The organism is Streptomyces sp. NPDC085937 (assembly GCF_044540535.1).
Lineage (GTDB): Bacteria > Actinomycetota > Actinomycetes > Streptomycetales > Streptomycetaceae > Streptomyces.
Genome location: NZ_JBITSH010000010.1, coordinates 69,876 through 95,059 on the forward strand (window position 1 = coordinate 69,876; position 25,184 = coordinate 95,059).

The following is a 25,184-nucleotide window of genomic DNA, read 5'->3' on the forward strand; positions in this document are numbered from 1 at the left end:
CCGCCCGGGAACGGCCCTCCCCCGCGCGTTTTTCCGGACGGCCGCCTATAGTCGTCCGTGAATGTTGAATATCGAACTTCTTTGACTCTCGAACGTCCTCGGTGGGAGGCACGCGGCATGAGCAACACGGAGACACGCCCCGCGGAGGTCAGGTGCGGCGGCGGGACGGACGCGGACCTCCCCGGGGAGGTCGAGATCCTCACGGCACGTGACGTGCCGCTCGGCGGACCGCGTGCCATGCGGGTGCGGCGCACCCTTCCGCAGCGGGCCCGGTCGCTCGTCGGCGCCTGGTGCTTCGCCGACCACTACGGCCCCGAGGACGTCGCCGCCACCGGCGGCATGGACGTCGCCCCGCACCCGCACACCGGTCTGCAGACGGTCAGCTGGCTGTTCAGCGGGGAGATCGAGCACCGCGACAGCCTGGGCAGCCACGCCTACGTCCGGCCCGGCGAGCTGAACCTGATGACCGGCGGTCACGGCATCAGCCACTCGGAGGTGTCGACGCCGGACACCACGACCCTGCACGGCGTCCAGCTGTGGGTGGCTCTCCCCGACGAACACCGGGACACCGCACGGGACTTCCAGCATCATGTGCCCGAACCGGTCGCGCTGGACGGCGGCGAGGCGCGCGTCTTCCTCGGCTCGCTCGCGGGCGTCACCTCACCGGTGCGCACCTTCACCCCGCTGCTGGGCGCCGAGCTGACCGTCGCCCCGGGCGCCCGGCTGGTGCTCGACGTCGACCCCGTCTTCGAGCACGGCGTCCTCGTCGATGCCGGCGACGTCCTCGTCGAGGGCACCGCCGTGGGCCGCGCCGAACTCGGCTACACCGCCCCGGGCCGCTCCGCCCTCACCCTCACCAACCGGGGGACCGGCCCGGCCCGGCTGATCCTCCTGGGCGGCCCGCCGTTCGGGGAGGAGATCATCATGTGGTGGAACTTCATCGGCCGCACCCACGAGGACATCGTCCGGGCCCGTGAGGACTGGACGACGGGGACGCGTTTCGGCGAGGTCCACGGCTACGACGGCGACCCGCTGCCGGCACCGCAGCTGCCGACCACGCCCTTGAAGCCCCGGAGGAGCCGGCGCTGACCGGCGTGCGACCGGTCGGCGGGTCACACACCGCTGACCGGCGTGCGACCGGTCGGCGGGTCACACACACTGGGCGATCTGCCGGCGGGCGTCGGTCCGTTGCGCGTCCGCCCTCCGGGCGCCCGTGCGTCACCGGACACGGGCGACAGGGCCTTTCAGCAGAGGCGAGGAAACCCCGCCAGGGTGCCCGGGCCCCGTTGGGGCCTGCTGATCCAACCTGACCGCACGGTCAGGGAAGTGGGCCGGGGCCGTGCGAGGCTGCACCGCATGCGGATACTGGTGGTCGAAGACGAGGTGGACCTCGCCCACACCCTGCGCGCCGGCCTGACCGCCGAGGGCTACGGCGTCGACCTCGCGCACGACGGCCGGCAGGGGCTGTGGATGGCCCGGACCGGCGATTACGCGCTGATCGTCCTGGACTTGATGCTGCCCGGGCTCAACGGCTACAAGGTGTGCGCCCAGTTGCGCCGGGAGGGCAACGCGACGCCCATCCTGGTGCTCACCGCCAAGGACGGGGAGTGGGACCAGGCGGAGGCCCTGGACACGGGGGCCGACGACTACCTCGCCAAGCCCTTCTCCTACCCGGTGCTCGTCGCACGGCTGCGGGCCCTGGTCCGGCGCTCCGTCACGGTCGCGCCGCCCGTCCTCGCCGTCGGTGACCTGTCACTGGACGTCGCCGGCCGGGTCTGCCGCCGGGCCGGGGTCCGGGTGGACCTCAGCCCCCGGGAGTTCGCCGTGCTGGAACTGCTGGCCCGCCGCGCGGGCCGGGCCGTGCCCAAACCGGACCTGCTCTGCCACGCGTGGCCCGACGAGGCCGTGGACCCCAACCTCGTGGAAGCCCGCGTCAGTTCCCTCCGCAAGAAGATCGATGCCGCCTTCGGGCGGCAGTCCCTGCAGACGGTACGAGGTACCGGATACCGATTGGTGGACGACCGTGAACGTGACTGAGCCCCGACGCCGCAGCTGGTGGCCCCGTTCGGTACGGGCCCGCGCGGCGCTGGCAGCCGCCCTGACCGCCGCCGTCGTCCTGGCCGGCATCGGCTGGTGGGTGCACGAGGAGGTGTACGACGAGAGCATGGCCACCGCCCATGAACAGGCGGCGGCGCATCTCGCCGTGCTCGTCCACCAGGTGCAGGACGGTTCGATTCCCAGCCGCAGGAGCGCCGCGCCGTACGAGGTCGTCGCGACCGGCAGGAGCGGCGCAGTGGCCTCCGGCGGAGGCATGGACGCCTTCGACACCGCTGCCCGCCATGTCCTGCCCGCCCCAACCGACCCCACGGCCCTGGCGCTGGCCAATGAGCTGAACGACGACGAGGGCTGGGGGTACGCCTATCGGCCCCTGCACATACCGAACCGCTCCGACTACGACCACGGGGGCGGCGCCGCTCCCCACCTGGCCGGCCGGACCTACACCGTCCTGTACCTCGATGTCCGGGCCGCCGACCTGGGCCGCGACAAGGCCGCCGCCCTGGGCGTCGCCGCCGACGCCACCCTGCGGGTCCACGTGCTGGTCCTCCCGGACGCGGCCGAGAAGATGGCCGCGGCCACCGACGGCACGCTGCTGCGCGCCGGTCTCCTCGGCCTCGTCCTGATCGCCGGCGTCGCCTACGTCACCGTCCGCATGGCGCTGCGGCCGGTCGAGGCCATCCGCACCCTCACCGCCTCGGTCGACGCCAAGGACCCACGCGAACGTGTCACCGTGCCCGCCTCCGGTCACGAGATCGCCGCCCTCGCCACCACCATCAACGCCACGCTGCAACGTCTCGACACCGCCGCCGCCCAGCAGCGACGCTTCGTCGCCGACGCGGCGCACGAGCTGCGCAGTCCTCTCACCACTCTGCTGACCAGTCTGGAGGTCGCCCTCGCCTACCCGGAGCGCGCCGACTGGCCCGCCACCGCCACCACCGCCGCACGGCAGACCCGCCGTCTCCAGGCACTCGCCGAGGACCTGCTGCTCCTCGCCCGCCTCGACACCCGGGCTCCCGAGGCCGACACCGGGACCGTCGACCTGAGCGCTCTCGCCTCCCGGCTGACCGAGCAGTACCCACTCGACGGCCGGCCGTTGACCCTCACCTGCGACAGCACCGCCGCCGTGCACGTCCGCGGCGACCACGACGAGGTCGAACGGCTGCTGCGCAACCTCCTCGACAACGCCGTCCGCCACGCCGAGCACCGGATCGAGGTCACCGTCGGCAGGGAGGGCGACCGGGCCGTCCTGACGGTGCGGGACGACGGACCGGGTGTGCCCCCCGAGGACGCCGAGCGCATCTTCGAACGCTTCGTCCGGCTCGACGACGCCCGCTCCCGCGACCAGGGGGGCGCCGGACTCGGCCTCGCCATCGCCCGCGATCTGGCCCAGCGCCACGGAGGCAGCCTCACCCTCGCCCCGACGACGCCCGGAGCCTGCTTCGAGCTGAGCCTTCCGGTGGCGGACCCCGCCCCGAAGGAGGAGTGAAGCGGCGGGGGTGCGCACGCCCCCGGCCGTCGGTCCCCTCCGCACTCAGTCGTGCGGAGGGGGCTCCTCGCGCGGCGGCGCCGTCGAGGCGCGGACCACGAGTTCGGTGGCGAGTTCGACGTGGTGGGACTCGAGTCTCTCCCCGTTGACCAGCCGGAGCGCGGTGCGCAGGGCGGCGGCGCCCATCTCCCGCAGCGGCTGGCGCACGGTGGTCAGCGGCGGGGAGGCCATCTGGGCGAGGCTGGTGTCGTCGAAGCCGACCACGCTCAGGTCCTCGGGCACGCGCAGACCCCGTGCGCGGGCGGTCTCGACGACACCGAGGGCGATCTCGTCGTTGCCCGCGAAGACCGCCGTGGGCGGCGCCTCCAGGTCCAGCAGCGCCGAGGCGCCGGTCAGGCCCGTCTCGTGGGTGAACTCACCGGGACGGACGTACGCCTCCGGCACCCGCTGCCCCTCGGCCTCCATGGCGGCGCGGTAGCCGTGCATGCGGGCCTGGTTGCAGACGGCCGTGGCAGGTCCGCCGAGGTAGGCGATACGGCGGTGTCCCAGCGACAGCAGGTGCCGGGTCGCGGCCAGACCGCCGCCGAAGTTGGTCGCGCCGACGCTGTTGACCCGGCCGTCCGGCAGGTGCAGCGGGTCCAGCACCACCAACGGCAGCCCGGAGCGCGCCAGTTCGTTCAAGTGGGCCGCGGTGTGGACGCTGGTGACCGCGATGACGGCGCGCCGCCCGGCCGAGACCAGGTCCCGCGCCCAGTGCGGGGCGCCGGACGCCTTGCTGACCACGACCGAGGCCCCCGACTCGGCCGCCGCGTCGATGATGCCCTCCAGGGTCTCCGCCACGTACGACTTGAGACCGCCCTTGAACTGCACCTCGATGGTCGGGGTCTCGACGGCCTCGGTGTGGCGGAACACCGGTGCCAGGTAGTCGTGCTGGTGCAGCAGCTCCTGCACCCGGACGCGGGTGTGCGGTGCCACGTCACCGCGACCGTTGACCACTTTGGACACGGTCGCGACGGAGACCCCGGCCGCTTGGGCGATGTCCGCCAACGTGGTGCGCCTGGCGTTCGGTCGCATCGGTTCCTCTCAGCTGTGGGGCGCCCGAGGGGGCGTCGTCGGGGTCCGGCGCGGGCGGCACCGGACCCCGACGGCCCGGCATGACCTGCACCGACAGTCTGTCAGCCCGCGCTCACCACGTCACCATCGCCTCCGACCGGCCTGTTTCGAAAACTTTTCGATCTCTCGCCGGGACGCCTCAAGGGCGGCACACATGCCGGTATGGAGCGGATGTGGCCCGGCGCGCAAGGCTCGTGCACGCGTATTGACAGGGCATCAGCTCGAAACCTAGCTTGCACGGACAGAGCAAGAAGAAGTGATTTTCGAAAACCTTTCACCATGACTCACGAGAAGCCGACGGCTCTCGAGTGCGGAGAAAATCATGGCGCTCTCTCGACGTACCCTCCTCGGCCTGGCCGCCGCCGTGCCCGTCTCCGCGGCGCTGACGGCCTGCGGCGGCTCGTCCGGACCCGGCAGGAGCAGCGGTGCCACGTACTGGTACCTGAACGGACAGCCGCAGGAAGGGGTCAGGGCCGGCGCCGTGGACGCCTTCAACAAGGCCCACCCCGACACCCAGATCGACGACACGACCTACCAGAACGACGCGTACAAGACGAAGATCAAGACCGCCATCGGCGCCGGCAAGGCGCCGACCATCATCTGGGGCTGGGGCGGCGGGACCCTGCGCGCCTACGCGGAGGCCGGCCAGGTCGAGGACCTCACCCCGTGGTTCGACGAGAACCCCGACGTCAAGAAGGGGCTGTTCCCGTCCTCGTTCGGCGCGGCGACCGTCGACGGCAAGATCTACGCGATGCCGGGCGAGACCGTTCAGCCGATCATCCTCTACTACAACCGCAAGGTGTTCGACCAGGTCGGGGTGGAGCCGCCCGAGACCTGGGACGACATCATGGCGCTGGTGCCGAGGTTCAACGCCAAGGGCATCGCGCCCTTCGCCCTCGGCGGCCAGTCACGGTGGACGAACATGATGTGGCTGGAGTTCCTGTTCGACCGCATCGGCGGGCCCGAGGTCTTCCAGGCCGCCATAGAAGGCGAGAAGAACGCCTGGTCCCACCCGGACGCCATCAAGGCGCTGACCGCACTGCAGGACCTGGTCGAGGCCGACGGGTTCGTCAAGGGCTTCTCGTCCATCACCGCGGACTCCAACGCCGACCAGGCGCTGCTGTACACCGGCAGGGCCGCGATGATGCTCCACGGTGCCTGGTCGTACGGCATCCAGAAGGCCGACGGCGGGGACTTCGTCCCCAGCGGCTCGCTGGGCTTCATGAACTTCCCGGCCGTCGAGGGCGGCAAGGGCGACCTCAGCAACACGGTCGGCAACCCTGCCCAGTACCTGTCCATCTCCTCCAAGGCCAGTGCGGAGGAGAAGAAGGTCGCCAAGGAGTTCTTCGCCAAGGGTCTCCTCCAGGAGGAGGAGGTCAAGAGCTGGATCGGCAACGGCTCGGTCCCGATCCGGCTCGGCACGGAGAAGCTGCTGGCCGCCTCCGACAACGCCGAATTCCTCCAGTTCACCTACGACCTCGCCAGCAAGGCCAAGGTGTTCGTCCAGTCCTGGGACCAGGCACTCAGTCCGACCGCCGCCGAGACCCTGCTGGACAACATCGTCAAGCTGTTCCAGCAGTCGATCTCACCGCAGCAGTTCGCGAGCAACCTCAACGCGGTCACCGGCGTATGAGCGCGGCCACCGGCGCGCCACGGCGTCGCGAGCCGCGCAGCGTCCTGCCGTGGCTCGCGACGCCGGCGCTGCTGCTCTTCGTCGGTTTCGCCGTGGTCCCGCTCGTCGGCGTCTTCGCGCTGAGCTTCACCACCTGGGACGGTATCGGCTCCATCCGCGTGACGGGACTGACCAGTTGGCGTGCGGTGCTCACCGACCCCGGGCTGCCGCACGCCCTCTGGGTGACGTTCCTGGTGATGGCGGTGTCCTGGATCGTGCAGACACCGCTGAGCATCCTCCTCGGCACGTTCCTCGCGGGCCGCCAGCGCTACCGCGCGGTGCTGGGCGTGGTGTACTTCGTCCCGCTGATGCTCAGCTCCGCGGCGATCGCCATCGCCTACGAGGCGCTGCTGGACCCCAACTTCGGGCTCGGCGCCGGACTGAAGATCCAGGCGCTCAGCCAGGACTGGCTCGGCCGGCCCTGGCTGGCGTTCGGGGTCGTCGTCTTCGTCGTCTCCTGGCAGTTCGTCCCGTTCCACTCGCTCATCTACCAGGGCGGCGTCCAGCAGATCCCGAAGTCCCTCTACGAGGCGGCACAGTTGGACGGCGCCGGACGGATCCGGCAGTTCTTCGGCATCACACTGCCCCAGCTGAAGTACACCGTCATCACCTCGTCCACCCTGATGGTCGTCGGGTCGCTGACCTTCTTCGACCTCATCTTCGTCCTGACCGAGGGCGGTCCCGGCGACGCCACCCGGGTCCTCGCACTGGACATGTACAAGCGGGGATTCCAGGCCAGCCTGATGGGACCGGCCAGCGCCATCGCGGTCATCCTGGTCCTCCTGGGCCTCGCCCTCGCCCTGCTGCTGCGCCGCCTCGGAGGCCGGGACGCCGGTGCGAGCCAACTCGAGGGGGCCTCCTGACGTGACCACCACGCCGACCAAGACGCGACGGCCCGAGAAGACCACCCCGCGCCCGCAGCCACGCCGCTCCCGGCCGGTGGCCGCCCGCCGCAACTGGGCCGGGGGGCTGGCCGGATGGCTGTGGCTCGCCGTCGTCGCCGTACCCCTGTACTGGACCCTCATCACCAGTCTGAAGGACCGCAGCCGCTACTACGCGAGCAACCCGCTGGTGCCGACGGGCGACCCGACACTTGAGAACTACCGGCTGGTCATCGAGTCCGACTTCCTGCAGTACTTCGTGAACAGCGTCGTGGTGACCGTGGGCGCCGTGGTGCCCGCGGTCGTCGTGTCCTTCATGGCGGCCTACGCGATCGTCCGCGGCTGGCGCATGCGGGTCCTGCGCGCCATGAACGGGCTGTTCCTGATGGGACTCGCCATCCCGCTGCAGGCGACGGTGATCCCCGTCTACCTGATCATCATCAAGCTGCACCTGTACGACAGCCTCGCGGCGTTGATCCTCCCGTCGATCGCCTTCGCCATCCCGTTGTCCGTGCTGGTGCTCGCCAACTTCATCCGTGACGTGCCCAAGGAGCTGTTCGACTCCATGCGGGTCGACGGCGCCACCGAATGGACGACGCTGTGGCGGCTGGCGGCGCCCCTCACCCGGCCGGCCATCCTCACCGTGAGCATCTTCAACGCCCTGACCATCTGGAACGGATTCCTGCTGCCGCTGGTCCTCACTCAGAGCCCCGACCGCCGGACCCTGCCGCTGGCGCTGTGGACCTTCCAGGGCCAGTACGGCGTCAACGTCCCCGCCGTGCTCGCCGCCGTCGTCCTCACCACGCTGCCCGTCCTGGTGCTGTACGCCTTCGCCCGCCGCCAGCTGTTGAGCGGGCTGACCGCGGGGTTCGGCCGGTGACCGGCGCAGGCACCCACCCACCCGTCCACCGGCTCGCCCGTACCGCCCCGGTCAAGGGGCGGGCGGGCGGAGGAGGAAAGTGAACGCCGACGTGGCCGCGGAGAACACCTCCGCACTCCCGCTCTGGAACGACCCCACCGCCTCCGTCACCGACCGCGTCGACGCGCTGATCGACGCGATGACCCTGGAGGAGAAGACCGCCCAGCTCTACGGAGTGTGGGTGGGCGCCTCCGACGAGGGCGGCGAGGTCGCCCCGCACCAGCACGAGATGGAGGAGCCCGTCGACCTCGACGCGCTCCTGCCCACCGGCCTGGGCCAGCTCACCCGCCCCTTCGGCACGGTCCCCGTCGACCCCGCCCTGGGCGCGCTCTCCCTGGCCCGCACACAGGCCCGCATCGCCGCCTCCAACCGCTTCGGCATCCCCGCACTCGCGCACGACGAGTGCCTGGCCGGCTTCGCCGCCTGGGGCGCGACCGCCTACCCCGTCCCGCTGTCCTGGGGCGCCGCCTTCGACCCGGACACGGTCCGGCGCATGGCCGCCGCCATCGGCCGCGACATGCGCGCCGTCGGCGTCCACCAGGGCCTCGCGCCCGTGCTGGACGTCGTCCGCGACGCCCGCTGGGGCCGGGTCGAGGAGACCATCGGCGAGGACCCGTACCTCGTCGCCACCATCGGGACGGCCTACGTCCAGGGTCTGGAGTCCGCCGGGATCGTCGCCACCCTCAAGCACTTCGCCGGCTACTCCGCCTCCCGCGCCGGCCGCAACCTCGCCCCCTCGTCCGTGGGACCGCGCGAACGCGCCGACGTCCTGCTGCCGCCCTTCGAGATGGCGATCGGCGAGGGCGGCGCCCGGTCGGTGATGAACGCCTACACCGACACCGACGGCATGCCCTCCGCCGCCGACCAGGACCTGCTCACCGGTCTGTTGCGCGACACCTGGGGCTTCGACGGCACGGTGGTCGCCGACTACTTCGCCATCGCCTTCCTCAAGACCCTGCACGGCGTCGCGGCCGACTGGGCGCAGGCCGCCGGAACGGCGCTGCACGCGGGAATCGACGTCGAACTGCCCAACGTCAAGACCTACGGGGCGCCCCTGACCCAGGCCATCGCCGACGGCCGTGTCCCGGAGAAGCTGGTCGACCGCGCCCTACGCCGGGTGCTCACCCAGAAGGTCACCCTCGGGCTGCTCGACCCGGACTGGAACCCCCTCCCCGCCGCCCTCGGCGAGATCGACCAGGACGACCCCGAGGCCCTGCGCGGCCGGATCGACCTGGACGGCCCGGCCAACCGCGCGCTGGCCCGCACGCTCGCCGAGGAAGCGGTCGTCCTGCTCGGCAACGACGGCACCCTGCCGCTGGAACGGCCCCGCCGCATCGCCCTGATCGGCCCCAACGCCGACGAGGCCGCCGCCGTCCTCGGCTGCTACTCCTTCCCCCAGCACATCGGCGTCCGCCACCCCGGCACCCCCCTCGGCATCGAACTGCCCACCCTGCGCGACACGCTCGCCGCCGAGTTCCCGGCCGCCGAGATCACCCACGCCCGCGGCACCGGCGTCGACGACGGGGACCTCTCCGGGCTCGACGAGGCGGCGCGGGTGGCCCGCGAGGCCGACATCGTCCTGGTGGTGCTCGGCGACCGTGCGGGACTCTTCGGGCGGGGCACCAGCGGCGAGGGCTGCGACGTCGAGACGCTGGCGCTGCCCGGCGCACAGCAGCAACTGCTCGACACCCTGCTCGACCTGGACACGCCCGTGGTGACCGTGCTGCTGGCCGGACGCCCCTACGCCCTCGGCCGCGCGGCCCGGGAGTCCGCGGCGATCGTGCAGTCCTTCTTCCCGGGCGAGGAGGGCACCCGCGCGATCGCCGGGGTGATCAGCGGCCGGGTCAACCCCTCCGGACGCCTCCCGGTCGGCGTGCCACGGGGCCCGGGCACCCAGCCGGGCACCTACCTCGGGGCACGGCTCGCGCACGCCAGCGAGGTGTCCAGCATGGACCCGACCCCCGCGTTCCCCTTCGGTCACGGACTGTCCTACACGCGGTTCGACTGGACCGACCTGACCGTGGAGGAGCGAGAAGCCACGACAGAAGGCGAGTTCGCCCTCTCCTTCACCGTCCGCAACACCGGCGGGCGGTCCGGCACCGAGGTCGTACAGCTGTATCTGCACGACCCGGTCGCCTCCGTCGTCCAGCCCGTGCAGCGCCTCATCGGCTACACCCGGGTCGCACTGGAGCCGGGGGAGGCCCGGCGCCTCGGCGTCACCGTCCCGGCCGACCTCGCCTCCTTCACCGGACGCGACGGCCGGCGCGTCGTCGAACCGGGCGAACTGGAACTGCGGCTGGCCGCGTCCAGCGCCGACCCGCGCCTCACGGCCCGGGTCACGCTGACCGGGGCGGAGCGCCAGGTGGACCACACGCGGCGGCTCCACACCACGATCGTCCAGGAGCCGCTCGCCGGCTGACCCCGGGGTGCGCGGCGTACGTCAGGGGCCCGCGCACCCCGGCCCGCCGGGCGAGCCTTGCAGCAGGCCGCGCCGGGCGAGGCTGCGCATCAGCGCGCCCACGCCGAACGTCCACGGCGCGGCCTCCTCACTCGGCACGACGGTGTTGACCAGGGCGCCGAGCCGCGGGCTGGAGATCCGTACGACGTCGCCGTGGGCGTGGGTGAAGCCCGCGCCGGGCGCGTGCCGGTCCTCGGTCGGCGCGAACAGCGTGCCGGTGAACAGCACGAAACCGTCCGGGTACTGATGGTGCGCGCCGTGCGTGGCGGCGACCAGGTCCAGGACGTCACGGCTGATCTCGCGCAGGGAGCTGCTGCCCCGCAGGACGTAACCGTCCGCACCCTCGACCCGCAGGTCGATGTCGAGCCCGCGGACGGCGTCGAGGCCGAAGTTCTCGTCGAGCACCCGGACGAACGGGCCGATCGCGCAGGAGGCGTTGTTGTCCTTCGCACGGGACAGCAGCAGGGCGCTGCGCCCCTCGATGTCGCGGAGGTTGACGTCGTTGCCCAGCGTCACGCCGCGCACCCGGCCGCGCGCGTCCACGACGAGGACCGCCTCCGGCTCGGGGTTGTTCCACACGGAGGCCCGCAGCACGCCGATGTCGGCGCCGGTACCGACCGCGGACAGCACCGGGGCCTTGGTGAACACCTCCGCGTCCGGCCCGATCCCGACCTCCAGGTACTGCGACCACAGCCCCTCGGCGACGAGCAGCTCCTTGACCTCGACCGCCTCCGGCGACCCGGGACGGATGCCGTCCAGCCTGCCGCCCACCATCTGCCCGAGGTGCGCGCGCACCCGCGCGGCCTGCGCCGGATCCCCTCCCGTCCGCTCCTCGATGACCCGCTCCAGCAGGCTCCGGGCGAAGGTGACACCCGCCGCCTTGATCACCTGGAGGTCGACGGGGGCGAGCAGATGCGGCACGTCCCGGCGTCCCGGCGGCGCGCCGAGCAGGTCGTCCAGACGCCAGACGCGCCCCCCGCCGGCCTCACGGACGACCCGCGCCGCGTCCTCGCGCTCCATGAGGTCGGAGACGGTGGGGGCGAGGGACGTCAGGTCGACGACGTCCTCGCCGCGCACCGCGGCCACGCACGGCCCGCCCCCTTCGGGGTCGTGGACGCGCGCGACGAGCGCGGCCCGGCCGGCGTCCTCGGGGAGGACGGAGCCGGCGGTGAGGTGCGGACGGGGGCGCGCGGGTGTGGATTCCACGGTCGATGCACTCCTGAAGGGCGAGGTGGCCGGCTCGGTGGGAGTCGCGGAGGACCCGGCTCAGTGGGAGTCGCGGGGGACCTCGTGTCCGCGGCTGCCGCGCAGAAAGCCGAAGTCGGCGCCCCGGTCGGCCTGTTCGACGTGCTGGGTGTACAGCCAGGTGTAACCGCCGGCGTACCGCTCGGCGGGCGGCGTCCACTCCTGCCTACGGCGGGCGAGCTCGGTGTCGTCGACGTCCAGGCGCAGGATGCGGCGGGGGACGTCGAGGACGACGGGGTCGCCGTCACGCACCAGGGCGAGCGGCCCGCCGACGGCGGCCTCCGGCGCCACGTGCAGGACCACCGTCCCGTAACCGGTGCCGCTCATCCGGCCGTCGCACACACGCACCATGTCGGTGACTCCGGCCTTCAACAGCTTCGCGGGCAGCGGCACGTTGGAGACCTCGGGCATGCCGGGGTAGCCCTTGGGGCCGGCGTTGCGGATGACGATGACGGTGTTCTCGTCGACGTCGAGGTCCGGGTCGTCGGCGACCGCGTGGTACGCCTCCGGCGAGTCGAAGACACGGGCGGGGCCGCGGTGGGTGAGCAGATGCGGTGACGCGGCGGACTGCTTGATCACGGCCCCGTCGGGGCACAGGTTGCCGCGCAGGACGGCGATGCCGGTGCCGGCCGGCTGGAAGGGGGCGTCGAGAGGGGTGATGACGTCGGAGTCGACGCGCTCGGCACCGCCGGTGTTCTCGGCGACCGTGCGTCCGGTGACGGTGACCGGCTCACCGTGCAGCAGCCCGCCGCCCAGGAGTTCGGCCATGACGGCGGGCAGCCCGCCCGCGTAGCAGAAGTCCTCCATGAGGTACGTGCCGCTCGGCATCAGGTTGACCAGGGTCGGTACCGCGCGGACCAGCTCGTCGAAGTCCCCCAGGTCCAGCTTCACACCGACGCGCCCGGCGAGGGCGGTGAGGTGGATGACGGCGTTGGTGGAGCCGCCGATGGCCGCGTTCACGCGGACGGCGTTCTCGAAGGCCTCCCGGGTCAGGATCCGCGAGGGCCGCAGCTCCTCCTCCACCATGGCCACGACGCGCCGGCCGGCCGCCTGCGCGGTCTCCATCCGGCGCGAGTCGACGGCCGGCCAGGCCGCCGAGCCCGGCAGCTGCATGCCGAGCGCCTCGGCCACACAGGCCATCGTCGAGGCGGTGCCCATCGTCATGCAGTGCCCGTTGGAGCGCGCCATGCAGCCCTCGGCGAAGAAGCACTCCTCCTCGGTCATCCGCCCGGTCTTCAGGTCCTCCTCGAACTTCCACACATGCGTGCCCGAACCCACGTCCTGGCCCCGGTACTTGCCGTTCAGCATCGGCCCGCCGGTGACCATGACCGCGGGCAGGTCGACGCTCGCGGCGCCCATGAGCATGGCGGGGGTCGTCTTGTCGCAGCCGGACAGCAGGACGACGCCGTCGAGCGGGTTGGCCCGGATCAGCTCCTCGACCTCCATGGCCATGAGGTTGCGGTACAGCATGGCGGTGGGGCGCATCAGCGTCTCGCCGGTGGCCATGGTGGGGAACTGCAGCGGGAAGCCGCCTGCCTGCCACACCCCGCGCTTGACGGCCTCGGCGACGCGGGTCAGATGGGCGTTGCACGGGGCGAGTTCGGAGGCGCTGGTCGCGATGCCGATGACGGGACGCCCGTCGAACACCTCGTGTCCGAAGCCCTGGTTGCGCATCCAGGAGCGGTACAGCATCCCGCTGCGTCCGCCGGCGCCGAACCACGCCTGACTGCGGCGGTCGGTGCTCCGGTCGTCGGTCATGTACTCACTCCCGTGGCTCCGGCGTCGTCGGTCGCCCGCTGTGCGAAAGGGCGCTGCCGGGTACGGCCCCGCTACCCTGGCGCTCACAATCATTAAATGATTCGATGAATGGCGTCCAGAGGGCGAGCGGAGATCATGACGAAGTTCCCGACCATGCATCAGCGCGTGATGGACGAGCTCGGCCGGCGCGTCGTGGGCGGCGCGTGGGCGCCGGGCGACCCGCTGCCGGTGGAGGACGCGCTCGCGGCCGGGATCGGCGTCAGCCGGGGGGTGCTGCGGGAGGCGGTCAAGTCGCTGGTGGCCAAGGGGATGCTGCACGTACGGCCGCGCACCGGCACGCGCGTGCTGCCTCCGGAGCACTGGAACCACCTGGACCCCGACGTCCTGCGCTGGAAGCAGGCCGAGGACGCGGCGGCCCTGCTGCGTGACACGGGCGAACTGCGGAGGATCGTCGAGCCCGAGGCGGCCCGGCTCGCCGCCGAGCGGGGAGGCCCCGAGGACGTGCGCGTCCTGTACGACGCGCTGGCCGCCATGGAGGAAGCGGCGGCGTCCCCCGGCCGCGACGGCTACGTCGAGGCGGACATCGCCTTCCACCGGGCCCTGCTCGACGCCGGCGGCAACCGTCTCCTCGGCTCGCTGGGTCGCGCCGTGGAGATCGCGCTGGAGCACAGCTTCGTGATCAGCACCCAGACCCCGGGCGCGGTGGAGGGCTCGCTGCCGGGCCATCGCGCCGTCGTGGAGGCCGTCGAGGCCCGCGACCCCGACGCGGCGGCGGCCGCCGTGCTGGCCGTCATCGAGGCCGCCGGCCAGGAGATCGCCCGGTCACCCGGCCTGCCGGCCGACCCCGGCTGAGCGTCCGGCCTGCCCGTCCCGAGGACCGTCCGGCCCGCCCGTCCGCCCCGGCGCGGGGGACGGCCGGCCCGGGGCCGGAGGCCGGCCGGATCTCCTGCGGCGGCGGCCTGCGCGAGATGCCCGTGACGGAGCGGCGCCGACCCCCCCACGGCGCCGCTTCCCCGGCTCCCGGTCGCTGCTCCAAGCCCCCACGCCCCGCCGACGTGCGCCGCCCCCCGCCGTCGCGGACAGTGGAAGACAGGAAGGGAGCGTCGCGCGAGCCGCCGGCTCGGACGGACCCGCCGCCCCAAGCCCGCCGACCGTGGCGGTGGCGTACCGCGCCCCGGGCCGGCCACCACCACGGCGACCGGTCCGTACGAGATCACGGAAAGGGCGATCGATCATGGCAGCACCCGTCATGCAACTGCCCGTCATCAGCGAATGCGCCGCCGAGAGCTGCGCCTACAACCACGACCACGCCTGCCGTGCCGCGGCGATCACCGTGGGCGACCTCGACAGCCCCGTCTGCGAGACCTTCATGGGCGCCGACCTGGACGGCGGCGAACCGTCGACCACCGGCCGGGTCGGCGCGTGCAAGATGGCCGACTGCCGCCACAACTCGGGGCTGGAGTGCCACGCACCGGCCATCTCCGTCGGGTACGAGCACGAGCAGGTCGACTGCCTCACCTACGCGCGGCAGTGAGGGCGTCTACTCGGGCCAGGCCGAGTTCTGGATGACCTCCACGAAGTCGGTGCGGCGGAAGCCCGGGACGAAGTGCTCCAGCACGTCCGCGTTCACCGTGCCGAAGGTCGTGTCCGGACGGTGCTTGAAGCCGTCGGCGAACGCCTGGAGGATCTGGCGCTTGAAGTCCGGGCGCGGGTGGGCCGCGGTGACCTCGTCGATCTGGGCAGCCGTGACGTTGTCCAGGTGCAGGCCCAGCACGTCCGTCTCCACCCCCGCCGTCGTGGCCGCGATCTCCGGCGCCAGCTTGTAGGGCACCTCCGGGGTGGTGTGCAGCGCGACGGCCGTCCACACCTTCTCGGCGTCCCCCGCGGACAGCCCGTGGCTCAGCAGGAACGCGCGGGCCTGGTCCGCGCCGTCCATCTCGAACCGCTGGTCGTCGCTGCGGTACGGCGTCACCAGACCGGTGTCGTGGAACATGGCCGCCACGTACAGCAGTTCCGGGTCGGGCCGCAGTCCGCGCGCCGCCGCCTGCAGACTGCCGAAGAGGAACACCCGGCGGGAGTGGTGGAAGATCAGCGGCGGGGTGGTGTCGCGGATCAGATCGGTGGCGGCCTGCGCCAGCTTGCTGTCGGGGACCGTGATCCCGGCGATCGTCTCACTCATGACTGCCTCCTGGGGCTGTGGTGACCGGTACACCTCCACCCTGCGGCCCCGGAGCCTCCGCGTCCGCTCAGGGACGGCCGACAACCCCTCGAAAACGGACACCCGGCCTGTCAGGGACGCGGGCCGCGCGCCCCGTCCGCCCGGGTGGTCGCAAAGCGCTGCCGGTACCGGGTCGGGGACAGGCCGAGATGGCGTGCGAAGGCCCGGCGCAGGCTCTCGTAGCTGGGGAATCCGGACAGGGCCGCCGCCTCCGTGGCGTTGTGCCCCGCGTCCAGCAGGGCCTTCGCCAGGTCGAAGCGGATCAGCTCCACGTACTTCATCGGGGTGGTGCCCAGTTCCGCGCGGAACATCCGGGTCAGATGCCGGGGACTCACCCGGACGCGCGTCGCGAGCGCCTCCAGGCTGTGATCGGCCGTCGGATCCGCCTGCACCGCGTCCTGCACGAGCCGGAGCACCGGGGTCTGCGGTGCCGGGCCCTGGAGGGAGGCGGAGAACTGCGACTGTCCGCCCGCCCGCTGCATGTACACCACCAGTGACCGGGCGACGTCGCGCGTCAGGTCGGGCCCGTGGTCGTCCTCCACCAGGGCCAGCGCCAGGTCGATGCCCGCGGTGACCCCGGCCGAGGTGTACGTGGTGCCGTCCCTGACGAAGATCGCGTCGGGTTCCACCCGGGCCCCCGGGTGTCGCCGGGCCAGCAGCGCCGTGTGCTGCCAGTGCGTGGTGGCCCGTCTGCCGTCGAGCAGACCGGCCGCGCCGAGCACGAAGGCGCCGGTGCAGATGGAGGCGACCCGGCCCGCCCGCGGGGCCAGGTCCGCCGCGGCCGCGGCGAGATCCGGGTCGACGGGGGAGGTGGGCAGCGCGTCACCGCCGACCACCAGCAGGGTGTCGAAGGCGGGGGCGTCCAGGGCGTCCGCGCCGGCGGGCACCTGGACACCGATCGAGGAGCGTACGGCCTTCCCGCCGACCGAGACGATGCTCAGCCGGTAGCCGGCACCGAAGCGGTTCGCCTCGCTGAAGACCTCGGCGGGACCGGACAGGTCCAGCATCTTCATCCCGTCGAACACCAGAATGCCGACGCGGTGCTGCCGCCGCTCCATCCGCCTCACTCCACCCGCTCACGGCCGCCGCCCCCGCGACGGCCCGCCCACCCGCATTCTCCTCCCGTCGTCGGCGTGCGCCGTCCGGTCACGCCGACGCGGCCGCCTCCGCCGCACGCCGCGAGATGTCCTCGGCCGCCCGTGCGGCACGTCCCGTCACCTTCCAGCCGGCCAGACGCAGCGCCACCCCGGGGGTGGGCGGGAAGACGCCCAGCTGCTGCAGCATCGTCACGTCGTCGCGCACCGCCTCGTGCCGCAGGACGAGACCGTCGCGCAGGTCGAGGACATGGATCTGCTCGAAGTCGACGTCCCGGCCGGTGGGCGGCACCGCCTGGTCGAGCGCGCCGTCGCGGAACCGGACGAAGGGACCGGTGTGACGCCCCTGCATCCGCAGCCGCACCCACACCCGGTCGCCGTCGTGACCGATGTCGTCGATCGGGAAGCGCAGCCCGTCGAAGGCGCCGCGCAGCCATGCCGAGGAGGCGAGGACGCCGGCTCGCCCCCTGAGCGAGCACGCCGCCGGGGCGACGTCCGCCTCGCGATTGCTGAACCGGTCGTGGACGACGTCCGCGGCGAGTGCGGCGTCACCGGTCTCCAGGACGCGGAAGAGTCCGCGTGCCAGTTCTCTGGGATCCATGCCCATGAGTCGCGCCTTCCCTGCGTTGCCAGACATTTTGAGGTTACTGCGAACCTAATCAATATCCTAAGGGTGACCTGAAGGTGAAACCGCAGGCTAGAGTGACGCCATGGCAACCAAGCGCGCCTACGCCTCTCCGCTGCGCCGGCAGGCGGCCGCCCGGACCCAGGAGCAGATCCTCGGATGCGCGGCCGACCTGTTCGCCGGCCGTGGCTACGGCCGGGTCACCGTGGCGGACATCGCCGCGGCGGCCGGTGTCTCCCCGAAGACCGTCTTCGCGAGCGTCGGCAGCAAGAGCGACATCCTGGACCGGATCGTCGACCAGGGCGTGACGGCGTCCGGTCACGAGGAGGCCGTCACGCGTCTGCTCGCGATGTCCGATCCACGGGACCTGCTGCGGGAGCTGGCGGCGGCCACCCGTCTGGGCAACGAGGGGCAGTTCGTCGTCCACGAGGCCATCCGCAAGGCGCTCCCGGCGCACGAGCAGGCCGGAGAACTGTGGCAACGCGCCACCGGGGAGTACCGCCGCGCGCTGGGTGACGTGGCCCGCCACCTGGACACCCTCACGCCGCGCCCGCCGACGCCGGTGGAGGAGACGGCGGACCTGCTGTGGTTCTGGTTCGGCCCGTCCGGCTGGCGCACCCTGGTCGTCGAGAACGGCTGGTCGTGGGAGCGCGCGGAGCGGTTCCTGTGCCGCACCGCCACCGCCACGCTCTGCTGACGGCTGACGGCTGACGGCTGACGGCTGACGGCTGACGGCTGACGGCCGACGGGCGACGGCCGACGGGCGGAAAGGCTTGACGGACCTCAACTCACGGCGGCGAGGCGCTCGTCGACCAGGGAGAACACCTCCGCCTGAGCGGCGGGAGCGAGCGCCGTCGCCAGCCACAGCAGGTGGAAGGCGCCCCGCAGCCGCCGCACCCGTACGTCCACCCCGGCGGCGGCCATGTCGCGGGCGTACCGCTCGCCCTCGTCGTGCAGGGGGTCGAGACCTCCGGTGATCACGGTGGCGGGCGGCAGCCCGCGCAGGTCCGTCGCCAGCCCCGGGGCCGCCCGGGGATCACCCCGGTCGGCGGCGTCGGGCACATAGCACTCGGCGTACCAGTCCAGCAGCTCGCCGGTGAGGTAGTACCCCTGTGCCAGTTCGCGCCTGCTGGCGGTGTCGACGTAGGGCGGGAAGGCGGTGAGCGGGGTGATGAGCACCTGGTGCGCGAGATACGACGCGCCGCGCGTGCGCGACGACTGGGCCACCACCGCGGCCAGCGTGGCCCCCGCGCTGTCACCGGCCACCGACAGGCGGCCCGCGTCGATCCCGAAGTCCCCCGGGTGCGCGGCGACATGACGCGTCGCCGCCTCGGCGTCCTCCACGGCGGCCGGGAACGGGTGCTCCGGCGCCAGCCGGTAGTCCACGGCGACGACCACATGCGCCGTCGCGTCGGCCAGGGCGCACAGCGCGCCGTGGTGGCTGTCCGGTCCGCCGACCACGAACCCGCCGCCGTGCAGGTACACGAGACCAGCGCCCGGCGTGCGGGCGTGACGGGGCCGGTAGACGCGCAGGGTCAGCGGGCCGGCCGGGCCGGGGACGGTCGCGGGGGTCACCGCGACCGTGTCCGGCGCCGGCCCCGCCAGTGCGGGCACGGTCCGGTCGGCACGCGCCTCGGCCGCGTCGGCGGGCCGGCGGCCGGTTCCGCCGCCGGCCGCCATCGCCGCGAGGACGGCGTGCGTCCGCTCCGTGTAGTCGGCGGCGGACAGCTCCACGTCCGCCGCCGAGGGGCCGCTCCCGCCGTCTACGACGTGAGCCATTCCAGGATGTCCTCGTTGAGGACGTCGGGGTGCACCGACAGCATGCCGTGGGGGTAGCCCTCGTAGCTCTTGAGGGTGCCGTTCCTCAGCAGCTTCACCGACAGGGGCCCCGCGTCGTCGTAGGGGACGACCTGGTCGTCGGTGCCGTGCATGACGAGCACCGGGACGTCGATCTTCTTCAGGTCCTCGGTGAAGTCGGTCTCCGAGAAGGCCTTGATGCACTCGTAGTGGGCGTTGGCCGCGCCCGTCATGCCCTGCCGCCACCAGTTGTCGATCAGCCCCTGGGAGACCTCGGCGCCCGGCCGGTTGAAGCCGTAGAACGGGCCCGAAGCCACCTCGATGTAGAACTGGGAGCGGTTGGCCACGAGGGAGGAGCGGAACCCGTCGAAGACGTCGATCGGCGTGCCGCCCGGGTTGCTGTCCGACTTGACCATGACCGGCGGCACCGCGCTCACGAGCACCGCCCGGCCCACCCGGCCCGGCTCGGCGCGCGCCACGTACCGCGCGACCTCGCCACCGCCGGTGGAGTGCCCGATGTGCACGGCGTCCCGCAGGTCCAAGGCGTCGGCCAGCGCCGCGACGTCGGCGGCGTAGGTGTCCATCTCGTGACCGTCCGCCGTCTGCTCGGAGCGGCCATGGCCGCGCCGGTCGTGGGCGATCACCCGGTAGCCCTGTGCCAGGAAGAACAGCATCTGGGCGTCCCAGTCGTCGGCGCTGAGCGGCCAGCCGTGGTGGAAGACGATGGGCCGGCCGTCGCGTGGGCCCCAGTCCTTGTAGAAGATGGTCGTCCCGTCAGATGTCGTCACCGTGCCCATGGGTGTTCCTCCGCGTGATGGTGCTGAGGTGGCCGGATCGTGCGGAATCCCGACGCACGGCAGGCACGCGGGCGGATTCCGGCGACCGGAGGGACTGCATCCGGGGCCCTGGGGCCGCGGCCGAATGCACGGCAATCACCTTACGCCGAAGTCGCGAACCGCTCATCTCGGGGCATTTCCGGTATACGAACTAGCGGTCGTTAGGTGCCGGTTCGTTCCTTATCCTGGTCCAATGCTGCTTGTTCCGAGGTGGGTTCTGCTCTCGTCGGGGCTCGCGCCGTTACTGCTGATCGCGGGCTGGGCGATCGCGGCGGCGCTGGAGGGATCCGCCTACGACCACGAAACTCAGACGATCAGCGTCCTGGCGGCCTACGGCGCCTCGGGTTCCTGGGTGATGACGGGGGCGTTCATCGCCCTGGGCGTGTGTCATCTGCTGACCGCGTGGGGGCTGCGCGCGGCCGCTGCGGCGGGGCGGGCGGCGCTGGCCGGCGGGGGAGTGGCCGCGCTGGCCGTCGCCCTGGTGCCCGCGCCGAGCAGCGGGGGCTCGCTGGGCCACGGATCGGTGGCGGCCGTCGGCTTCGTGCTGCTGGCCCTGTGGCCGGTCCTGGCCGTCGACGGCCGCCGCACCGCCCCGTGGGCGCTGCGCCCCACCCCCTCGCTCGCGGTGACGGCGCTGATGGTCGCCGGCGCGGCGTGGTTCCTCATCGAGATGCACCGGCACGGCATGGCGGGCGTCGCCGAACGCGTGGTGACCGCCGTCCAGTCGCTCTGGCCCTTCGTGGTCGTCACCTCGTGCCTGCGCCACCGCACGGACCGCGAGCGGTCGACCGCGTGACGCGCGGCGTACGGGCACCTCCCGACGAGGCGGGCGGCTCCCGACGAGGCGGGCGGCGCCGGCCGCCGACGGGGAGAGGCCCGCCCGTCAGACGAACCGCGAACTCCGCACCGGGCCGCTCGACCGCACCCCGTCCCGGTCGCCCCGCAGCCACGCGTCCCGCACGGCCGAGACGAACGCGGTGAGCCGTTCGACCGGGTCCGCGGGGGTCGCCCCGTCACCCTCGTCAGGCTCCGGATCGGCGCCCACGACGTCTGCGGCGATCTCCTCCTCCGGTCGCCCGTCCGGCTCGCCCTCCTCCACGCCGCCGTCCGCGCTCTGCCGCAGACCCGCGGCCCACGGGGCCACGACCGACTGGTGCAGGAACGTCACGCTGTCCGCGGCGACCGGCGGCGGGTCGGTCCAGCAGCTCGCGTGCTCGTGCAGCACCTGCCCCGGCGCCCGGTGCGCCAACTGCTCCAGCACGGCCGGACCCTGCGGGTGGCCGGCCGTCACGCGGAGGTCGTGGGCGACGACGACGGTGTCCCGCCGCGCCGCCTCGAAGGGCTCCGCGGGCAGGCCGAGCAGTTCCGCGGCGGCGAGTCCCAGGATCCGGCTGTCGCGGTCCGGCAGCAACGACACCGAGCGGGCCCGCACCCCGGCCGCGTCGAGCACCGCCCGCAGGCGCGACAGACCGAGCAGGCACTGCCCGTGGGTGTCCTGGGTCCAGGCGTACCGGCCGGTCATCCCCGCGTCGAACCCGTACGGGGACAGTGTGGCGAGCACCGTGCCGCCCATCACGTACTGCCAGCCGCGCAGGTCCGTGCCGTCCAGGGGGCCCGCCTTCTCCGCGCTCGCGGCGCGCGCGAGCATGCGGTTCTGCCGGTCGTGCGCCCCGGCCCAGCGGTCGTCCTCCGGCGCGGCCAGCAGCGCGTGCTGTCGGCGTGCCTGCGCCACGTCGCCGGCCAGGAGGGCGTTGTGGACCAGCAGGTAGCGGTCCGGCCAGTCGGCGAGGCCCTCCTCGTGGGCGAGCAGCGCGTCGGCGGCCTCCCGGTGCCGGCTCTCGTCCTCGTACGCCGACACCAGTTCGTGCAGCACCGCGGTGGACCCCCGCGTCAGGCGCAGCGCCTCCCGGAGGGCGGGGACCGCCAGGTAGGGCACTCCGCGCTCGACGCACGCGTACCCGTAGTCGTAGAGGGCCTGGGGCCGGTCCGGGTGCGCGGCCAGCGTGGAGGCGGCCGTCCGCAGGTCGTCGAACCCGGCCGCCCGGGCGGCGCGTCCGACGACGCGGGCGACCTCCGCGAGGGGCGCGGAGCCGGCCTGCCGGAGCCGGCGGAGTGCGCCCGGCACGTCGCCGGAGTCGAGGCACTCCCAGGCTTCGGCGAGGTCGGGGGAGGAGGGACGGCGGTCGCTTCGCGAGAAACGGGAGAACATGGACAGCATCCTGTCCACCGACCACCATCACGCTCAACCGGATTTGAGCGCGCGGGCGTTGACCGGAACTTGGCAGCATCGCCGCTGGCCGCTGGGCTCTGCGAGACTGCTGGTTGCAGAACTGCAGAACTGCAGAACTGCAGAACTGCAGAACTGCAGAACTGCAGAACTGCAGAACCGCAGGGCCGGAGACTGCAGAATCGCTGGGCCACTGGCGGCGAGACCGCGGGACGCCCGGACCGCAGGACTGCGCACCCGGACCGCTGGTCGTTGGTTGTCGGCCGCAGGAGCGCTGGAGCGCAGGGCCGCTGGCCGGAGGACTGCTCGGCGGTTGGGCAACTCCGCTCGGCCCATGGCCGCTGGGGCGCCAGGCCCGTCACCGTCCGCCGTGGTCCGCCGCCCCCGTGGGAAACTCCTCGGTGCCGAGTACCCGCAGGAGCTCCATCCGCTCGCGGGTCTCGGCGTCCGCCGGGGTGAGCACCAGCAGCTGCTGCCTCTGGTCGGGGGTGACCAGGGTCTCGCAGTCCAGCCGCAGCGGGCCCACGCGGGGATGCAGCAGGGTCTTGCGGTCCGCGCGCCGGACCGCGACCTCGTGCTCCGCCCAGAGCGCGCGGAAGTCCGCGCTGGCGGCCCGCAGCCGCTCGACGAGCCCGGCGACCGCGGGGTCGCCCGCCCGGCGTCCGGCGGCGGCACGCAGGTCGGCCACCATGCTGCGGGCGGCGTGCTCCTGGTCCTCGGGAGGGCAGACGGCTCGGACGTCCGGGTCGGTGAACCAGCGGTAGATCATGTACCGGCGGTCGTCACGGAAGCCGGTGAGGTGCCCGACCAGCGCCGACGCGCGGTTCTGCGCGAGCACCTCGCCGAGATCGGACAGCACCAGGGCCGGGGTGTCGCCGAGCAGGTCGAGCATGCGCACCAGACCGGCCCGGGCGAGCCGCGCCGTGCCGTCGGCGGGCGGAGGCCGGTGGCCGGCCAGGTGGAACAGGTGGTCACGTTCGTCGTCGGACAGGCGCAGCGTGCGGGCCAGCGCGACGAGCAGCTGGGCCGACGGCTGACTGCTGCGGCCCTGCTCCAGCCGGACCACGTAGTCCACCGACATGCCGGCGAGCATCGCCACCTCCTCCCGGCGCAGTCCGCGCGTGCGGCGCCGGGCGCCCTCGGCGATACCGACCTCGGCGGGGCGGATCGCCTCACGACGGCGGCGCAGGAAGTCGGCGAGCTGCTCACGTTCCATGCGTCCATGGTCCCGCCCGACCCGGCGTCGAGCCAGGGAGCGGCGCTCCCACGATGAACACTCCGCTCCCGCCGGCCGCGCCACCGGCACACAGTGGGTGGCGGACGACGACAGGACGACAAAGGGAGCACACGATGCGTACAAGGATTCTGGGCAGCACCGGACCGGAGGTCTCCGCGCTCGGTCTCGGCGCGATGAGCATGTCGGGGGCGTACGGCGAGGCCGACCGCGCCGAGAGCATCGCCACCGTGCACGCCGCGCTGGACGCCGGCGTCACGCTGATCGACACCGCCGACTTCTACGGCATGGGCCACAACGAACTTCTGCTCGCCGAGGCCCTTCGCGGCCGCGACCGGGACAGCTACCGGCTGAGCGTGAAGTTCGGCATGCTCCGCGGGCCGTCCGCCACGGATTTCGGCGGTGCCGACGGCCGCCCTCCGGCGGTCAAGAACTTCCTCGCCCACACCCTGACCAGGCTCGGCACCGACCACGTCGACATCTACCGCCCCGCCCGGCGGGACCCCGACGTGCCGATCGAGGAGACCGTGGGCGCGGTCAAGGAGCTGATCGACGCCGGTCACGTACGGCACCTCGGCCTCTCCGAGGTCGATGCCGCGACCGTGCGTCGGGCGCACGCCGTGCATCCCGTCGCCGACCTGCAGATCGAGTACTCGCTGATCTCGCGCGCGGTCGAGGCGGAGATCCTGCCCACGTTGCGGGAGCTCGGCATCGGCCTGACCGCGTACGGCGTCCTCGGCCGCGGGCTCATCTCCGGGCACTGGTCGGCGGACCGCGCCGGCCGGGACGGTGACCACAGGGCGGCGAGCCCCCGGTTCTCGGCCGGCAACGTGGAGCACAACCTCGCCCTCGTCGAGGCCCTGCGCCGGGTCGCCGAGGCGAAGGGGTGCACCGTCGCCCAGTTGGTCATCGCGTGGGTGGCGGCGCAGGGGGAGGACATCGTGCCGCTCGTCGGCGCCCGTACCCGCGAGCGGCTGGCGGAGGCGCTGCCCGCGCTCGACCTGGAGCTCACCGCGGACGACCTGACGGAGATCGAGAAGGCGGTGCCGCCCGGCTCGGCCCGCGGCGACCGCTACCCGGCGGCGCTCATGTCCGGTCTCGGGGTGGGAAATTGAACTGGTGCCGGTGCCGGTACTGGAGGTGAGGGTCGAGGGGTGAGCCACCGGCCGGGTCGGACGGCGGCCTCCACCCCGCCCCTACCCCTAGGGAGGTGACACGGCGGCCCCCCGCTCCCCAGGCGTACGACACACCGCCCCTACCCCGCCTCCAGGCGCAGCACGCGGCGGGCCGCCTCCGCCTCGGCGGCCGGCGGGGAGAGCTCGTCCAGCGTGTCGAGTTCGGTGTCGTCCGCCAACTCCCGTTCCCAGGCGTCCGCGAGCCGCTGCTGCTCCTCGCGCGGTTTCGTACCGACGGCCTCCCGGTGCTCCGGGTCCAGGGCCGTGAGGAAACGCTCGACCGAGTCCGTGGGCATGCCGTACTCCTTGTCCATCGGGAAGGCGCCGCTCGGCCCAGGGAGGGCCGGCGCCGCCCGGAACGGCCGCCCGACACGGCCTGCCACCACCA

The 25,184-nt window shown here is 72.9% G+C and carries 23 protein-coding genes; 12 read left to right on the forward strand and 11 right to left on the reverse strand.

Features of this window, described 5'->3' with window-relative positions:
- Window positions 1-117 precede the first annotated feature (117 nt).
- The 3 genes from ACIF8S_RS21390 to ACIF8S_RS21400 all read left to right on the forward strand — a co-directional run bounded on the left by ACIF8S_RS21390 (window position 118) and on the right by ACIF8S_RS21400 (window position 3,544).
- Window positions 118-1,089 (forward strand): pirin family protein, encoded by a 972-nt coding sequence (locus tag ACIF8S_RS21390; protein ID WP_400000875.1) that lies wholly within the window; start codon window positions 118-120, stop codon window positions 1,087-1,089.
- A gap of 267 nt (window positions 1,090-1,356) precedes the next feature.
- A complete protein-coding gene (locus ACIF8S_RS21395; protein ID WP_400000877.1) occupies window positions 1,357-2,037 on the forward strand; it encodes a response regulator transcription factor in 681 nt (226 codons plus the stop codon).
- Window positions 2,024-3,544 (forward strand): sensor histidine kinase, encoded by a 1,521-nt coding sequence (locus ACIF8S_RS21400; protein ID WP_400000879.1) that lies wholly within the window; start codon window positions 2,024-2,026, stop codon window positions 3,542-3,544. Before ACIF8S_RS21395 ends, ACIF8S_RS21400 begins: the two co-directional genes overlap by 14 nt.
- Window positions 3,545-3,589: 45 nt before the next feature.
- On the opposite strand, the gene ACIF8S_RS21405 is transcribed toward ACIF8S_RS21400, so the two are convergent.
- On the reverse strand, window positions 3,590-4,618 hold the full coding sequence (locus ACIF8S_RS21405) for a LacI family DNA-binding transcriptional regulator (protein ID WP_400000881.1): 1,029 nt from the start codon (window positions 4,616-4,618) through the stop codon (window positions 3,590-3,592).
- A gap of 361 nt (window positions 4,619-4,979) precedes the next feature.
- On the opposite strand from ACIF8S_RS21405, the gene ACIF8S_RS21410 reads away from it, so the two are divergent.
- From ACIF8S_RS21410 to ACIF8S_RS21425, 4 genes are all read left to right on the forward strand, one after another.
- Window positions 4,980-6,290: an extracellular solute-binding protein gene (locus ACIF8S_RS21410; protein WP_400000883.1), complete on the forward strand. Its 1,311-nt coding sequence runs from the start codon at window positions 4,980-4,982 to the stop codon at window positions 6,288-6,290.
- Entirely contained in the window at window positions 6,287-7,192 is a 906-nt protein-coding gene (locus tag ACIF8S_RS21415) for a carbohydrate ABC transporter permease (RefSeq protein WP_400000885.1), read from the forward strand. The genes ACIF8S_RS21410 and ACIF8S_RS21415 overlap by 4 nt, the downstream gene beginning before the upstream one ends.
- A 1-nt stretch (window position 7,193) precedes the next feature.
- A complete protein-coding gene (locus ACIF8S_RS21420; RefSeq protein WP_400000887.1) occupies window positions 7,194-8,090 on the forward strand; it encodes a carbohydrate ABC transporter permease in 897 nt (298 codons plus the stop codon).
- A 79-nt stretch (window positions 8,091-8,169) separates the two neighbouring features.
- Window positions 8,170-10,548, forward strand: coding sequence for a beta-glucosidase (locus ACIF8S_RS21425; RefSeq protein WP_400000888.1), 2,379 nt, complete (start codon window positions 8,170-8,172; stop codon window positions 10,546-10,548).
- 21 nt (window positions 10,549-10,569) lie between these two features.
- Here the strand turns inward: ACIF8S_RS21425 and ACIF8S_RS21430 are convergent, their stop codons facing one another.
- Together ACIF8S_RS21430 and ACIF8S_RS21435 are read right to left on the reverse strand one after the other, a co-directional pair.
- Window positions 10,570-11,793, reverse strand: coding sequence for a fumarylacetoacetate hydrolase family protein (locus tag ACIF8S_RS21430; RefSeq protein ID WP_400000890.1), 1,224 nt, complete (start codon window positions 11,791-11,793; stop codon window positions 10,570-10,572).
- A 60-nt stretch (window positions 11,794-11,853) separates the two neighbouring features.
- A complete protein-coding gene (locus ACIF8S_RS21435) occupies window positions 11,854-13,590 on the reverse strand; it encodes an IlvD/Edd family dehydratase (protein ID WP_400000892.1) in 1,737 nt (578 codons plus the stop codon).
- A gap of 108 nt (window positions 13,591-13,698) precedes the next feature.
- Here ACIF8S_RS21435 and ACIF8S_RS21440 point away from each other — a divergent pair, with 108 nt between their 5' ends.
- Together ACIF8S_RS21440 and ACIF8S_RS21445 are read left to right on the forward strand one after the other, a co-directional pair.
- Window positions 13,699-14,442 carry a FadR/GntR family transcriptional regulator gene (locus tag ACIF8S_RS21440; RefSeq protein ID WP_400000894.1) on the forward strand — a complete coding sequence of 248 codons (744 nt, stop codon included), beginning with the start codon at window positions 13,699-13,701 and terminating at the stop codon, window positions 14,440-14,442.
- A 397-nt stretch (window positions 14,443-14,839) separates the two neighbouring features.
- On the forward strand, window positions 14,840-15,124 hold the full coding sequence (locus tag ACIF8S_RS21445; RefSeq protein WP_349796939.1) for a DUF1540 domain-containing protein: 285 nt from the start codon (window positions 14,840-14,842) through the stop codon (window positions 15,122-15,124).
- 6 nt (window positions 15,125-15,130) lie between these two features.
- On the opposite strand, the gene ACIF8S_RS21450 is transcribed toward ACIF8S_RS21445, so the two are convergent.
- The 3 genes from ACIF8S_RS21450 to ACIF8S_RS21460 all read right to left on the reverse strand — a co-directional run bounded on the left by ACIF8S_RS21450 (window position 15,131) and on the right by ACIF8S_RS21460 (window position 17,503).
- Window positions 15,131-15,769 (reverse strand): HD domain-containing protein, encoded by a 639-nt coding sequence (locus tag ACIF8S_RS21450; protein WP_400000896.1) that lies wholly within the window; start codon window positions 15,767-15,769, stop codon window positions 15,131-15,133.
- 110 nt (window positions 15,770-15,879) lie between these two features.
- On the reverse strand, window positions 15,880-16,866 hold the full coding sequence (locus ACIF8S_RS21455; protein WP_400000897.1) for a GlxA family transcriptional regulator: 987 nt from the start codon (window positions 16,864-16,866) through the stop codon (window positions 15,880-15,882).
- Between the two features lie 88 nt (window positions 16,867-16,954).
- Entirely contained in the window at window positions 16,955-17,503 is a 549-nt protein-coding gene (locus ACIF8S_RS21460) for an ester cyclase (protein ID WP_400000898.1), read from the reverse strand.
- Between the two features lie 109 nt (window positions 17,504-17,612).
- Between ACIF8S_RS21460 and ACIF8S_RS21465 the strand changes: the two genes are divergently transcribed.
- Complete coding sequence (locus ACIF8S_RS21465) at window positions 17,613-18,224, forward strand: TetR/AcrR family transcriptional regulator (RefSeq protein WP_400000900.1); 612 nt, start codon at window positions 17,613-17,615, stop codon at window positions 18,222-18,224.
- An 86-nt stretch (window positions 18,225-18,310) separates the two neighbouring features.
- Here ACIF8S_RS21465 and ACIF8S_RS21470 read toward each other — a convergent pair whose 3' ends face one another.
- Together ACIF8S_RS21470 and ACIF8S_RS21475 are read right to left on the reverse strand one after the other, a co-directional pair.
- Entirely contained in the window at window positions 18,311-19,306 is a 996-nt protein-coding gene (locus tag ACIF8S_RS21470; protein ID WP_400000902.1) for an alpha/beta hydrolase, read from the reverse strand.
- Window positions 19,291-20,121 carry an alpha/beta fold hydrolase gene (locus ACIF8S_RS21475; protein WP_400000904.1) on the reverse strand — a complete coding sequence of 277 codons (831 nt, stop codon included), beginning with the start codon at window positions 20,119-20,121 and terminating at the stop codon, window positions 19,291-19,293. The genes ACIF8S_RS21470 and ACIF8S_RS21475 overlap by 16 nt, the downstream gene beginning before the upstream one ends.
- 232 nt (window positions 20,122-20,353) lie before the next feature.
- On the opposite strand from ACIF8S_RS21475, the gene ACIF8S_RS21480 reads away from it, so the two are divergent.
- A complete protein-coding gene (locus ACIF8S_RS21480) occupies window positions 20,354-20,956 on the forward strand; it encodes a DUF998 domain-containing protein (protein WP_400000905.1) in 603 nt (200 codons plus the stop codon).
- Between the two features lie 87 nt (window positions 20,957-21,043).
- Here the strand turns inward: ACIF8S_RS21480 and ACIF8S_RS21485 are convergent, their stop codons facing one another.
- Window positions 21,044-22,378 (reverse strand): hypothetical protein, encoded by a 1,335-nt coding sequence (locus ACIF8S_RS21485; RefSeq protein ID WP_400001217.1) that lies wholly within the window; start codon window positions 22,376-22,378, stop codon window positions 21,044-21,046.
- A 367-nt stretch (window positions 22,379-22,745) separates the two neighbouring features.
- Window positions 22,746-23,603 carry a helix-turn-helix transcriptional regulator gene (locus tag ACIF8S_RS21490; protein ID WP_400000907.1) on the reverse strand — a complete coding sequence of 286 codons (858 nt, stop codon included), beginning with the start codon at window positions 23,601-23,603 and terminating at the stop codon, window positions 22,746-22,748.
- A 134-nt stretch (window positions 23,604-23,737) separates the two neighbouring features.
- On the opposite strand from ACIF8S_RS21490, the gene ACIF8S_RS21495 reads away from it, so the two are divergent.
- The gene (locus tag ACIF8S_RS21495) at window positions 23,738-24,736 is read left to right on the forward strand and encodes an aldo/keto reductase (protein WP_400000909.1); all 999 of its coding nucleotides are present in this window, start codon (window positions 23,738-23,740) and stop codon (window positions 24,734-24,736) included.
- Between the two features lie 140 nt (window positions 24,737-24,876).
- Here the strand turns inward: ACIF8S_RS21495 and ACIF8S_RS21500 are convergent, their stop codons facing one another.
- Window positions 24,877-25,092 carry a hypothetical protein gene (locus tag ACIF8S_RS21500; protein WP_145828293.1) on the reverse strand — a complete coding sequence of 72 codons (216 nt, stop codon included), beginning with the start codon at window positions 25,090-25,092 and terminating at the stop codon, window positions 24,877-24,879.
- Window positions 25,093-25,184 lie beyond the last annotated feature (92 nt).